Source organism: Streptomyces sp. NPDC050759, assembly GCF_044456945.1.
In the GTDB taxonomy this organism is placed as follows: Bacteria; Actinomycetota; Actinomycetes; order Streptomycetales; family Streptomycetaceae; genus Streptomyces.
In genome coordinates, this window is record NZ_JBITGI010000001.1 from 1,162,915 (window position 1) to 1,175,716 (window position 12,802).

General features: G+C 71.6%; 10 protein-coding genes. 2 read left to right on the plus strand and 8 right to left on the minus strand.

The window, feature by feature from the left end:
* The first annotated feature begins 22 nt into the window (after positions 1-22).
* Positions 23-298 carry a hypothetical protein gene (locus ACIBJB_RS05160; RefSeq protein ID WP_398926600.1) on the plus strand — a complete coding sequence of 92 codons (276 nt, stop codon included), beginning with the start codon at positions 23-25 and terminating at the stop codon, positions 296-298.
* A gap of 228 nt (positions 299-526) precedes the next feature.
* Positions 527-1,222: a chaplin gene (locus tag ACIBJB_RS05165; RefSeq protein WP_398926602.1), complete on the plus strand. Its 696-nt coding sequence runs from the start codon at positions 527-529 to the stop codon at positions 1,220-1,222.
* A gap of 26 nt (positions 1,223-1,248) precedes the next feature.
* On the opposite strand, the gene ACIBJB_RS05170 is transcribed toward ACIBJB_RS05165, so the two are convergent.
* The 8 genes from ACIBJB_RS05170 to iolC all read right to left on the minus strand — a co-directional run bounded on the left by ACIBJB_RS05170 (position 1,249) and on the right by iolC (position 12,766).
* Positions 1,249-2,766 (minus strand): von Willebrand factor type A domain-containing protein, encoded by a 1,518-nt coding sequence (locus ACIBJB_RS05170; protein WP_398926605.1) that lies wholly within the window; start codon positions 2,764-2,766, stop codon positions 1,249-1,251.
* A gap of 146 nt (positions 2,767-2,912) precedes the next feature.
* Positions 2,913-3,779 (minus strand): ABC transporter permease, encoded by an 867-nt coding sequence (locus tag ACIBJB_RS05175; RefSeq protein WP_398926607.1) that lies wholly within the window; start codon positions 3,777-3,779, stop codon positions 2,913-2,915.
* Positions 3,776-6,424 (minus strand): alpha/beta fold hydrolase, encoded by a 2,649-nt coding sequence (locus ACIBJB_RS05180; protein WP_398926609.1) that lies wholly within the window; start codon positions 6,422-6,424, stop codon positions 3,776-3,778. The genes ACIBJB_RS05175 and ACIBJB_RS05180 overlap by 4 nt, the downstream gene beginning before the upstream one ends.
* A gap of 294 nt (positions 6,425-6,718) precedes the next feature.
* Positions 6,719-8,221, minus strand: a complete 1,503-nt coding sequence (mmsA, locus tag ACIBJB_RS05185) for a CoA-acylating methylmalonate-semialdehyde dehydrogenase (protein ID WP_398926611.1) — start codon at positions 8,219-8,221, stop codon at positions 6,719-6,721.
* Positions 8,222-8,237: 16 nt separating this feature from the next.
* A complete protein-coding gene (gene iolD, locus ACIBJB_RS05190) occupies positions 8,238-10,115 on the minus strand; it encodes a 3D-(3,5/4)-trihydroxycyclohexane-1,2-dione acylhydrolase (decyclizing) (protein WP_398926613.1) in 1,878 nt (625 codons plus the stop codon).
* Positions 10,112-10,927, minus strand: coding sequence for a 5-deoxy-glucuronate isomerase (gene iolB / locus ACIBJB_RS05195; RefSeq protein WP_398926615.1), 816 nt, complete (start codon positions 10,925-10,927; stop codon positions 10,112-10,114). The genes iolD and iolB overlap by 4 nt, the downstream gene beginning before the upstream one ends.
* A gap of 10 nt (positions 10,928-10,937) precedes the next feature.
* On the minus strand, positions 10,938-11,819 hold the full coding sequence (locus ACIBJB_RS05200; protein WP_398926617.1) for a deoxyribose-phosphate aldolase: 882 nt from the start codon (positions 11,817-11,819) through the stop codon (positions 10,938-10,940).
* Complete coding sequence (gene iolC / locus ACIBJB_RS05205) at positions 11,816-12,766, minus strand: 5-dehydro-2-deoxygluconokinase (protein ID WP_398926618.1); 951 nt, start codon at positions 12,764-12,766, stop codon at positions 11,816-11,818. The genes ACIBJB_RS05200 and iolC overlap by 4 nt, the downstream gene beginning before the upstream one ends.
* Positions 12,767-12,802 lie beyond the last annotated feature (36 nt).

Genomic DNA, 12,802 nt, shown 5'->3' on the forward strand with positions numbered 1-12,802 from the left:
TCCGCTCGAAATGGAGTACCCCATGCGCATGTTCCACAAGGCAGTCCTCGTGGGCGCCATCCTCGGCAGTGTCGGCTCCCTCGGCGCCACCACCGCCGTGGCACACGGTGAGCCCGGCAACGACCTCGACATCAGTCAGGGCATCGAATGCCGCTCGCACGACATGAACATCGAAGTGCTCGGCAGCGTCGGCGCCCTCACCGGCCTGGCCGGCAACCTGGTGAACGGCGAGGGCAACCCCGGTGCGCAGCAGAACCACCTCGGTTCGGACATGGGTTGCGACAACCAGGCCCTCTGACCGGCTTCGCCGCCCTACAGGCGGCCTTGACCCTCCCCTGCGCCGAGAACTCGCGGTGCGGGGCGAGGGTTTCGCTGTGGGCGGCCTGCCGCGCGAACGGGCCCCAACTGGTGTACGCACACAACCCCGTTCCGGGCAAAAGACTGAAAAGCCATTACTTCCGTGGTTTCACGCATGTTTTACCAAGTGCGGGTGAGTGCCCGCGACATGTCTGAAGGGCAGGGACCCATGAAACGGGCTATCCGAAACAGTGTGATCGCCGTCGCCGTCGCCTCCGGTGCGATGGCAGTCGCGGGGCCGGCGCAGGCCGACTCCACCGCTGACGGCTCCGCAGAGGGCTCACCCGGGCTGCTCTCCGGCAACGGCGTCCAGTTGCCTGTGGACGTCCCGGTGAACGTGTGCGGGAACACCCTGAACGTGGTCGGGCTCCTCAACCCGGCCATGGGCAACCGCTGCGCCAACGAGAACGGCGAGGACGGGGGCGACAAGAAGTCCGCGGCGCCGCGCGGGGCCGCGGCCGACGGCAGCGCCCACGGCTCGCCGGGCGTCGTCTCCGGCAACAACGTCCAGCTTCCGATTGATCTGCCCGTGAACCTCAGCGGCAACAGCGCGAACCTGGTGGGTATCGGCAATCCCGCCTTCGGCAACGAGTCGGTCAACGGCCCGGCCCACCGTCCCGACGAGCCCGAGGACCGGTCCGTACCGTCCACCCGGCGGATCCCTCACCAGCCGTCGCACCCGGCCAAGGGGCACTACGCGCCGGAGGGGTCCCCCGCCGTCGTACAGCAGGAGGGGGCCGCCGCGCTCGCGGACACCGGAGCGGGCAGCCTCTGGGTGCCGAGCGTGGCGAGCCTGGCCCTCCTGACCGCCGGAGCGGTGCTGTACCGGCGCTCTCGTCCGAGCGCGGGCGCCCTCCAGGGGTGATCCCGGCCGACTGCCTGGCGGGGTGGTCACTCGAGGTGCTTCGCCTGCCGGATGGTGTCGGCGAGCTGTCGTACCGCCCGGTCCTCCGTGATGTCCGCCAACCTGTCCGCCCGGTCGGCCAGTTCGCTCAGGCGGGGGGCTCCCGGCAGGGGGCTCCAGCGGTCGTCGCCGCGGCGGAGGGCGTCGGCGAAGTAGGCGGCCACCGCGGTGACCTGGAAGCGCGGGCTCGCGCTGCCCAGGGAGTCGGCGAGGCTGTCCGACTCCAGTTGGCCCGACTCCTCGTGCGGGGTGCGGGTCTCGGGGTCCTGCCAGCGGACGGTGGCGGTGGCGAGGTGGCCGTCCGCGCCCGGTCGGGTGCGGACGGCGTAGAGGGCGGTGACGGTGTGGCCGGGGCCGACCTCGCCGCCGTCGACGCGGTCGTCGCGGAAGTCGTCGTCGGCGACGCGGCGGTCGTCGTAGCCGACGAGCCGGAAGTCGGTGACCGTCTCCGGGTCGAAGGCGACCTGGGCCTTGGCGTCGCGGGCGGTGAGGTCGATGTTCTGCGGGAGCTGCTCGCAGAAGACCTCGCGAGCGTCCTTCGCGTCCGAGACGTACGTGGTGTGGCCGTCGCCCTTGTCGGCGAGGCGTTCCATCAGGGCGTCGCCGTAGTCGCTGCCCACGCCGACGCCGAAGAGGGTGATGCCGTGTTCGCGGCGGGCGCCGTCGATGCGGTCGAGGATGGCGTCGGGGTCGGTGTCGCCGTCGTTGGCGAGGGCGTCGGAGATCAGGACGACCCGGTTGGTGGCGCCCTCGCGCAGGCCCTTGACGGCGGTGGCGTAGCCGGTCTCGACGCCCGCCGCGAGGTTGGTGGAGAAGGTGGGTTCCAGGCTGTCGATGGCGTCGTGGATCTCGTCGCGGTTGCCGTCGAGGCGGGTCATCGGCAGGACGGTCTCCGCCTTGTCGCTGAAGGTGACGATCGCGACCGAGTCGTCGTCGCGCAGCCGGTCCGTCATCACGCCGAGGGACTCCTGGGCGAGGTCGAGCCGGCCGGGTTCGGACATGGAGCCGGAGATGTCGATGACGAAGGTGAGGGCGGCCGGCGGGCGTTCGCCGTGCTGGTCCCGCGCGTTCCGGGTGGCGAGGCCGACGCGGACCAGGGACCAGTCCTTCTCGTCGGTGCGGGCGCCGTCGACGGTCACCGTGAAGCCGTTGCCGTCGGGACGCTCGTAGTCCTGGCGGAAGCTGTTGACGAACTCCTCGGGGCGGATCGTCGCGGGGGCGGGGCGCTGTCCGTCGGCGAGGGTGCGGCGGGCGTAGCCGTAGGACGCGGTGTCGACGTCGAGGGCGAAGGTGGAGAGGTGGTCGGGGGCGGTGTCGCGGGACTCGTCGTCCTGTTCGCTTCCCCGGCTGTACTCGGGGGCCGGGAAGGCGCTGGCGCCGTTCGCCCGGTCCGTGCTGCTGCCGTCGCCCGAGCCGCCCGCCCCGCATCCCGTGAGGAGCAGGCCGCCCGTCGCGGTGAGCGCGAGGAGAGCGGCCCGCAGCCGCCGTGTCCCGTACCGGTCCATCGTCCGTGCCCCCTTGGCCAGTTGACGCCGTGTCTGTGACTGTGACGGGCCGGGGGGCCGGAACGTGCGCTACGGGGGGTTGCGGATGGATCTCGAACAGGGCACGGACGACGGCCTTCGATACCGGTGGGTGATCCTCCGGTGACCTACGACACCACGTCCTTGCGGGCGAAACCGCGGAAGGCCAGCGCGAACAGCACGAGGGCGTACGTTACCGACAGGGCCGTGCCCTGGATCATGTCGGACCACTCCAGCCGGGGTCGGACGGCGTCGAGCCAGGCGTACTGCCAGTGCGAGGGCAGGAAGTCCCGCCAGTCGCCGAGCGCCGTCACCTGGTCGAGCACGTTGCCGACGATGGTCAGGCCGACCGCGCCGCCGACCGCGCCCAGCGGGGCGTCCGTCCGGGTGGACAGCCAGAACGCCAGAGCAGCGGTGACCAGTTGGGACACGAAGATGTACGCCACCGTGACCAGGAGGCGCTGCGCCGCGGTGCCGGCGGCCAGCTCACCGCCGGTGGGCAGCTCAAGCGGGCCCCAGCCGTAGGCCGCCGTGCCGACGGCGAGCGCGACCAGCGGCAGGAGCAGCATCGCGGCCAGGCTGAGCCCGAGTCCGACGACCAGCTTGGACCACAGCAGCCGGGCCCGGGGCACGGGCGCCGCCAGCAGGTAGCGCAGGGAGGACCAGCCGGCCTCGGAGGCGACCGTGTCCCCGCAGAACAGGGCGACGGGGATGATCAGGAGGAAGCCCGCCGAGACGAACAGGTTCACCGCCGCGAAGTTCGCGCCGGACAGGGTGGCCGTGTCCATCAGGTTCACGCCGTTGTTGTCGCCGCCCGGCCCGCCGCCCACCTGGAAGGCGATGAGCAGCACGAACGGCAGGGCGAACAGGATTCCGCCCATGACCATCGTGCGGCGTCGCTTCAACTGCCGGACCAGTTCCACCCTCAGGGGCAGTGTGCGGCCGGCGCGATAGCCGTCGGCGACCTCCGCGCTGTCGATCAGCGTGCTGCTCATGCGGAGTCTCCGATCAGGGTGAGGAAGGCGTCTTCGAGGCGGCGGTGCGGGCCGACCGCCTCCACGGGGATCTCCAGCCGGACGAGTTCGGCGACCAGGCGCCGGGCGCTGCCGTCGGCGTCGAGGCGGACCACCAGCCCGCCGTCGGTGCGGACCGCCGAGGCCACGCCGGGCAGCGCGGCGACCTTCTCGACGAGGGGTTCGTCGACCGGGCCGGCCGTGCCGACCAGCAGGGTGTCGCCGGAGCCGATGATCTCGCCGACCGGGCCCGCCTGGACGAGCTGTCCGTGGTCCATCACCACCAGGTGGGTGCAGGACTGCTCGACCTCGGACAGCATGTGGCTGGAGACGATCACCGTGCGGCCGGCCGCCGCGTAGCGGATCATCACCTCGCGCATCTCGCGGATCTGCGGCGGGTCGAGTCCGTTGGTCGGTTCGTCCAGTATCAGCAGGTCGGGCAGGCCGAGCATGGCCTGGGCGATGGCGAGGCGCTGGCGCATGCCCTGTGAGTAGGTGCGGACCGCGCGTTCCAGGGCGGTGCCGAGGCCGGCGATCTCCAGGGCCTCGTCCAGGTGGGCGTCCTCTGGCGGGCGGCCGGTGGCCCGCCAGTACAGCTCCAGGTTCTCCCGGCCGGACAGGTGCGGCAGGAAGCCCGCGCCCTCGACGAAGGCGCCGACGCGGGACAGTACGGGGGCGCCGGGCGCGATGGCGTGGCCGAAGACGCGGATCTCGCCGCCGTCCGGTGTGATCAGGCCCATCAGCATGCGCAGGGTGGTCGTCTTGCCCGCGCCGTTCGGGCCGAGCAGGCCGAGGACCTGGCCTTTGTCCACCCGGAAGGACAGGTCGCGGACCGCGTACCGGTCGGCGGACTTGGCGTACCGCTTGCTGAGGTCCCTTATCTGGAGGGGGACTTCGGCGAGGCCCGGGTCGGGGGCGGGGGCCGTGGTGCGGCGCCTCGCCGTCAGGAGGAGGGCGAGCGCGGTCACCGCGCCGGCCAGGGGCAGCCACCACACCCATGAGGGCAGTGGTGCGGCCGCGCCGCTGTCGGCGAGGGTGGTCGGCACCTTCAGGTCGCCCTTGAGGGAGACCGTGTACGTGGCGGGGGCTGCCGGTGAGGCGTAGCCGAGGTCGGTGGAGGCGAGGACCAGGCGCAGCCGGTGGCCGTCCTGCACCTCGTGGTCGATCGCCGGGAGGGTGAGGGTGACGTCCTTGCCGGCCTTGGCGCCCGCCACGCGGAGGGGCTCGACCAGTTGGGAGGGCAGCACCTGTTGTCCGCGGCCGGGGCCGACGTCGTACACCTTGGCGAAGAGGACCGCGTCGTCGCTCGTTGACTTCACGTGGACGGTGACCGTCGGGGACCCGGTGATCTGCAGGTCGTCCTTGACGGGGGCCGACTCGAAGGCGGCGTACTGGCCGGGGAAGTCGAGGGAGATCCCGACGCCGAGCGTGGAGAGCTGGGCGAGGCCGCCGGCGCCGCCGATGCCGGGCAGGGCGGAGACGGCGGGCGGGCTGGAGCCTGCGGGGTTCTCGAAGGACTGCTCGCGTCCGGTGAGGGCGATCGGGCGCGGGTGGTCTTCGAGGCCGGGGTAGGTGTCGGCGTCCACGCCGCTCAGCCGGGTCTCGCCGTCGCCGGTGTCGGTGCCGAGGGTGCGGGTGACGCGGAAGGCGGGGCCGGTGTCGGCGCCCTTGTCGTCCTTGAGGTAGCGGTCGAACCAGGAGGCGACCCGGGCCTGGACCCGGTCGGTCTCCATGTCGCCGCCGTCGTGCCCGCCCGCGATCCAGTCGACGTCAACGGGGGCGCCGTTGGCGCGGATCGCCTTCGCCGCGGCGTCGGCCTGGCCGAGCGGGAAGAGGGAGTCGGTCTGGCCCTGCAGCAGCAGGGTGGGCACCTTGATGCGGTCGCCGACGGCCGACGGCGAGCGCTCGTCCAGCAGTTTCTCGGCCTGCGCGTCCGGGGTGCCGGACTCGGCGACCCGCTCGTACATCCGGCACAGCTGCGGCTCGAACTTGGCGCAGCCGCCGCCGGAGTTGACGAAGATGCCCGCCCAGAGCTTCTTGAACACGCCGTTCGGGAAGAGCGCGTCGCTGAGGTTCCAGTAGGTGATCGCCGGGGCGATGGCGTCGACGCGGTCGTCGTAACCGGCGGCGAGCAGGGAGATCGCGCCGCCGTACGAGGCGCCCGCGACGCCGACGCGGGGGTCGCCGGGCTTGTCGAGCTGGACCTGCGGCTGCCGGGCGAGCCAGTCGATCAGCTTCCTGACGTCCTGGACCTCACCCTTCGGGTCGTTCAGTCCGATCTTCCCGGTGGACCTGCCGAAGCTCCGCGCCGACCAGGTCAGTACCGCGTATCCGTCCCGGGCCAGGTTCTCGGCCTGTTCCCGCACGTCGTCCTTGCTGCCGCCGAAGCCGTGCGCGAGCAGGACGGCGGGGCGGCGGCCCGCGTCGGACGAGGTGAAGTACGAGGTGTCGATGCGGACGCCGTCGAGGGCCATGACCTGGTCCTCCCGGTGCACCGGGGCCGGCTTGTCGTCGGCCACGGCCGTCCATGTCCCGGCACCGGCGAGCACGACGACGGCGGCCACGGCGGCGGCGAGCCGTCGTGGCCGCCGTCGTAGGTCACGCAGCGGCGGCAGTCGAAGATCCATGTGTCAACGGTACGGGGTGAAGTGGGCAGGGAGTTGTCGACTGGGGGGTGAACCATGCCCCATCCCGTGGGGGTACGGGGGCGGGTCCGTGTACCGCGGGCGTGGTACGGCGGTTGGGAGCTCGGGGGGGGGCTGTTGTCGGGCGGGTGCGGGTGCGTTGGGGCTGGTCGCGCAGTTCCCCGCGCCCCTTTGGGGCGGCTGGTGTGCAGGGGGTGACACACGCCACCGGGTTCCTGCGCGGGCGCCAGAAAAACAGGGCCGCCCGGATCACGGACGGCCCCTGGACGGTCTGGCTCAGTGGTTGCGCGGGAAGCCCAGGTCCACGCCCGCCGGGGCGTCGGCCGGGTCGGGCCAACGGGTGGTGACGACCTTGCCGCGGGTGTAGAAGTGCGTGCCGTCGTTGCCGTAGATGTGGTGGTCGCCGAAGAGGGAGTCCTTCCAGCCGCCGAAGGAGTGGTAGCCGACGGGGACCGGGATCGGGACGTTCACGCCGACCATGCCGGCCTCGACCTCCAGCTGGAAGCGGCGGGCGGCGCCGCCGTCCCGGGTGAAGATCGCGGTGCCGTTGCCGAACGGCGAGGCGTTGATGAGGGCGATGCCCTCGTCGTAGGTGTCGACGCGCAGCACGGTCAGTACCGGGCCGAAGATCTCGTCCTGGTAGGCCTTCGCCGTGGTCGGGACCTTGTCGAGGAGCGAGATGCCGATCCAGTGGCCGTCCTCGAAGCCCTCGACCGTGTAGTCGGAGCCGTCCAGGACGACCTCGCAGCCCTCGGCGGCGGCGCCCTCGACGTAGGAGGCCACCTTGTCGCGGTGCACCTTGGTGATCAGCGGGCCCATCTCGGAGGCCGGGTCGTTGCCGGGGCCGATCTTGATCTTCTCGGCGCGCTCGCGGATCTTGTCGACGAGCTCGTCGCCGATCGAACCGACGGCCACGACCGCGGAGATCGCCATGCAGCGCTCGCCCGCCGAGCCGTAGGCCGCCGAGACCGCCGCGTCCGCCGCCGCGTCCAGGTCGGCGTCCGGCAGGACCAGCATGTGGTTCTTGGCGCCGCCCAGGGCCTGGACACGCTTGCCGTTCGCGGAGGCGGTGGTGTGGATGTAGCGGGCGATCGGGGTCGAGCCGACAAAGGAGACGGCCTTGACGTCCGGGTGCTCAAGGAGGCGGTCGACGGCCACCTTGTCGCCGTGCACGACGTTGAAGACACCGTCGGGCAGACCGGCCTCGGCCAGCAGCTCGGCGATCTTGAGGGAGGCCGACGGGTCCTTCTCGGACGGCTTGAGGACGAAGGTGTTGCCGGTCGCGATGGCCATCGGGAACATCCACATCGGGACCATCGCCGGGAAGTTGAACGGCGTGATGCCCGCGACGACACCGAGCGGCTGGCGGATGGAGGCGACGTCCACGCGGCTGGCGACCTCGGTCGACAGCTCGCCCTTGAGCTGCACGGTGATCCCGCACGCCAGGTCCACGATCTCCAGGCCGCGCGCGACCTCACCGAGGGCGTCGGAGTGCACCTTGCCGTGCTCGGCGGTGATCAGCTCGGCGATCGCGTCCCGGTTCGCCTCGAGCAGCGCCCGGAAGCGGAACAGGATCGTGGTGCGCTTGGCGAGCGAGGAGGTGCCCCAGGTCGCGAACGCGTCCTTGGCGGCGGCTACGGCGGCGTCGACCTCGTCGACGGAGGCGAACGCGACCTTGGTGGTGACCGCGCCGGTCGCAGGGTCGGTGACCGGCCCGTAGTTGCCCGACGCGCCTTCGACGGTCTTGCCGCCGATCCAGTGGTTGACGATCTTCGTCATGACCGAGTACTCCTTTTCACAGATGGCGGCGTCGGGTTGAGACGTGCCGTTCGTACAGCTCACGGGCCTTCACCGCGGACGGTCGGGTCGCGGTTTCGGCCACAGGTACATCCCACCAGGCCTGCGCCGGAGGCGGGCCCGACACTGTGTCTGCCGTTTCGGTCTCGACGTAGACACATGTGGGAGTGTCGGCCGCCCGCGCCTCTTCGAGGGCGGCGCGGAGGTCTCGTACGGTCTTCGCGCGCAGCACGCGCATACCGAGGCTGGCCACGTTGGCGGCCAGGTCCACGGGCAGCGGGGGGCCCGTGTAGGTGCCGTCGTCGGACTGGTAGCGGTAGGCGGTTCCGAACCGCTCGCCGCCGACCGTCTCGGACAGGCCGCCGATGGAGGCGTAGCCGTGGTTCTGGATCAGGAGCAGCTTGATCGCGATGCCCTCCTGCACGGCCGTGACGATCTCCGTCGGCATCATCAGGTACGTTCCGTCGCCGACCAGCGCCCAGACGTTGCGGTCGGGCGCGGCCATCTTCACACCGATCGCGGCCGGGATCTCGTAGCCCATGCAGGAGTAGCCGTACTCCAGGTGGTACTGGTCCCTCGACCGGGCGCGCCACAGCTTGTGCAGGTCGCCGGGGAGGGAGCCGGCCGCGTTGATGACGACGTCCGACGCGTCGACCAGGGCGTCCAGGGCGCCGAGGACCTGCGGCTGGGTCGGCCTGATGTCGGGCTCGTCGGCCTCGTAGCAGGCGTCGACGCGCTGCTCCCAGCGCTCCTTGTCGAGCGTGTACTCGTCGACGTACGTGCCCGTGACCCGGTGGACGTGCAGCTGGAGTGCCTCGGTGAGCTCCGCCAGGCCGCTGCGGGCGTCCGCGACCAGGGGCGTGCCGGCGAGCTTGTGGCCGTCGTAGGGCGCGATGTTGAGGTTGAGGAAGCGGACGCCGTCGCCTGTGAAGAGGGTGCCGGAGGCCGTGGTGAAGTCGGTGTACCGGGTGCCGACGCCTATCACCAGGTCGGCCTGGCGGGCCAGTTCGTTGGCGGTGGCGGTGCCGGTGTGGCCGACGCCGCCGACGTCCTGGGGGTGGTCGTGGCGCAGGGAGCCCTTGCCGGCCTGGGTGGAGGCGACCGGGATGCCGGTGGCGTTCGCGAACTCGGCGAGGGCCTCCTCGGCGCGGCTGTGGTGGACTCCGCCGCCGGCGATGACGAGCGGGCGCTCGGCGGTGCGGATCGCCTGTACCGCTTCGGCGAGTTCGGTCGGGTCGGCACCCGGTCGTCGTACGGTCCAGGTGCGCTCGGCGAAGAACTCGTCGGGCCAGTCGTGGGCCTCGGCCTGGACGTCCTGCGGGAGGGCGAGGGTCACCGCGCCGGTCTCGACGGGGTCGGTGAGGACCCGCATCGCCTGGAGGGCGGCCGGGATCAGGGCTTCCGGACGGGTCACGCGGTCGAAGTACTTCGACACCGGCCGCAGACAGTCGTTGACGCTGAGGTCGCCCGCGTACGGCACTTCGAGCTGCTGGAGGACCGGGTCGGCGACCCGGGTGGCGAAGGTGTCACCGGGCAGCAGCAGGACGGGGAGGTGGTTGATGGTCGCGAGGGCCGCGCCCGTCACCAGGTTGGTGGCGCCAGGGCCGATGGAGGTCGTCACCGCGTGGGTGGAGAGGCGGTTCGACTGACGCGCGTAGCCCACGGCCGCGTGCACCATGGACTGCTCGTTGCGGCCCTGGTGGTAGGGCATGTCGTCGGCGTACTCGACGAGCGCCTGGCCCAGCCCGGCGACGTTGCCGTGGCCGAAGATGCCCCAGGTCGCGGAGATCAGCCGCTGCCGAACGCCGTCGCGTTCGGTGTACTGGGCGGCGAGGAAGCGGACCAGCGCTTGCGCGACGGTCAGACGGGTGGTCATCGGTACCCCTCGGTGTGGTCCGGGTGGAAGCAGATCCGCCACTCCCGCGTCTCACCCGGTCCCGCCATGACGTTGAGGTAGTACATGTCGTGGCCGGGCTGGGCGATGGACGGGCCGTGCCATCCGTCGGGGACGAGGACGGCGTCGCCGGAGCGGACCTCGGCGAGGACGTCGGAACCGCCCTCACGGGAGGGAGATACGCGCTGATAGCCGAAACCGTTCGGGCCATCGATCTCGAAGTAGTAGATCTCCTCCAGCTCCGCTTCCACGCCGGGCCGGTGCTCGTCGTGCTTGTGCGGCGGATACGAGGACCAGTTGCCGCCGGGGGTGACCACCTCGACGGCGATGAGCTTGTCGCAGTCGAAGGCGTCGGCGGAGGCGAAGTTGCGCACGTGCCGCAACTGGCTGCCACTGCCGCGGTCTTCGACGGGGACCTCCGGCGCGGGGCCGTAGCGGGCGGGGAGTCGTCGCTCGCACTTCGCTCCTGCCAGGGCGAAGCGGCCTCCCGCGCCGGAGGCGATCGATGCCTGGGCGTCCCGGGGCACATACGCGAAGTCCGAGACTCCGGCGAACACGCTTTCCCGGCCCAGGAGTTGGAACTCTTCGTTGTCGGTGTGGACGGTACAGGCGCCCTCCAGCGGAAGCACGATCCACTCGCTGTCACCGGAGGTGAAGGTGTGGGTGCCGCCGGCTGCCAGCTCGACGATGCGCAGGCTGCTGTGGGTCCAGCCGGCCCGCTTGGGGTCGATGTCCAGCGTGTACTGGGCGTTGGCGGAGCCGCCCTTGGGGACGTACAGCTCGTTCTGTGTCATGCGCCGGCCCTCACAGCAGTCCTACGGCGGTGTCCACGGCGGCGGCCACGTCGCCGTCCGCCGGGTACAGCAGCGAACGGCCGACCACCAGGCCGCGCACGGTGGGCAGTTGCAGGGCGCCGCGCCACTTCTCGTACGCGCCGTCCTGGTCGTCCCCGACCTCGCCGCCGAGCAGTACGGCGGGGAGCGTGGAGGTCGCCATGACCTCGCCCATGTCGTCGGGGTTGTCGGTGACCGGGACCTTGAGCCAGGTGTAGGCCGAGCTGCCGCCCAGGCCCGAGGCGATGGCGATCGACTTGCTGACGGCCTCGGCGGAGAGGTCGTTCCTGACCTTGCCCTCGGTGGTGCGGCCGCTGATGAACGGCTCGACGAACACCGGGAGCCGGCGTGCGGCCATGTCGTCGATGGCGCGGGCCGTGGACTCCATGGTGGTGAGGGAGCCCGGGTCGTCGTAGTCGATGCGCAGGAGGAGCTTGCCGGCGTCGAAGCCGAGCCGCTCGATGTCCTCGGGGCGGTGGCCGGTGAAGCGGTCGTCGAGCTCGAAGCTCGCGCCCTGGAGGCCGCCGCGGTTCATGGAGCCCAGGACGACCTTGCCGTCCAGGGCGCCGAGCAGCAGCAGGTCGTCCAGGATGTCGGCGGTGGCGAGGACGCCGTCGACGCCGGGGCGGGACAGGGCCAGGCAGAGGCGCTCGAGCAGGTCGGCGCGGTTGGCCATGGCCATGCGGTTGGCACCGACGCCGAGCGCGCCCCGGGCGGGGTGGTCGGCGGCGACGATCATCAGACGGCCGTTGTCGTTGAGCAGCGGCCTGCGGGTGCGGCGGGCGGCCGCCTCGGCGATCGCCTCGGGGTGTTCGGCACGCAGGCGGACGAGTTCCGCGATGTCGATCCTCACTTGACCGCTCCCGCCGCGATTGCGCTGTCGATCTCGTCGGGCGTCGGCATCGCCGAGCTGCACTCCAGACGGGAGGCGACGATGGCCCCGGCCGCGTTGGCGTGCCGCATGATCTTCTCCAGGTCCCAGCCGCTGAGCAGGCCGTGGCAGAGGGCGCCGCCGAAGGCGTCGCCGGCGCCGAGGCCGTTGAGGACGTTCACGGGCAGGGGCGGGACCTCGGCGGACTCGCCCCTGCTGTTGACGGCGAGGACACCCTTGGGGCCCTGCTTGACGACCGCCAGTTCGACACCGGCGTCCAGGAGGGCGCGGGCGGCGGCGTGCGGCTCGCGTACGCCGGTCGCGACCTCGACCTCGTCGAGGTTGCCGACGGCGACGGTGGTGTGGCGCAGGGCCTCTTCGTAGAAGGGGCGGGCCTGCGCCGGGTCCTTCCAGAACATCGGGCGCCAGTCCAGGTCGAAGACGGTGGTGCCCGCCTTCGCGCGGTGGGCGAGGGCCGCCAGGGTCGCCGTACGGCTGGGCTCCTCGCTCAGGCCGGTGCCGGTGATCCAGAAGACGCTCGCCTCGCGGATCGCGTCGAGGTCCAGCTCGTGGGCGTCGATCTCGAGGTCGGGGGCCTTGGGCTGCCGGTAGAAGTACAGCGGGAAGTCGTCCGGCGGGAAGATCTCGCAGAAGGTGACGGGGGTCGGCAGGCCCGGGACCGGGGTGACCCAGCGGTCGTCCACGCCGAAGCCCTGGAGGGCCTCGTGCAGGTAGGTGCCGAAGGGGTCGTCGCCGGTGCGGGTGATCACCGCGGTCCGCCGTCCCAGGCGTGCCGCGGCGACCGCGACGTTGGTCGCCGATCCTCCGAGGAACTTCCCGAAGGACGTCACCTGCGGCAGCGGGACACCGGTCTGGAGTGGATACAGGTCCACACCGATCCGCCCCATGGTGATCAGGTCGTACGCCATCGGCTTCCCTTCGTACCTGCGTCGGCTCTCCCGGCG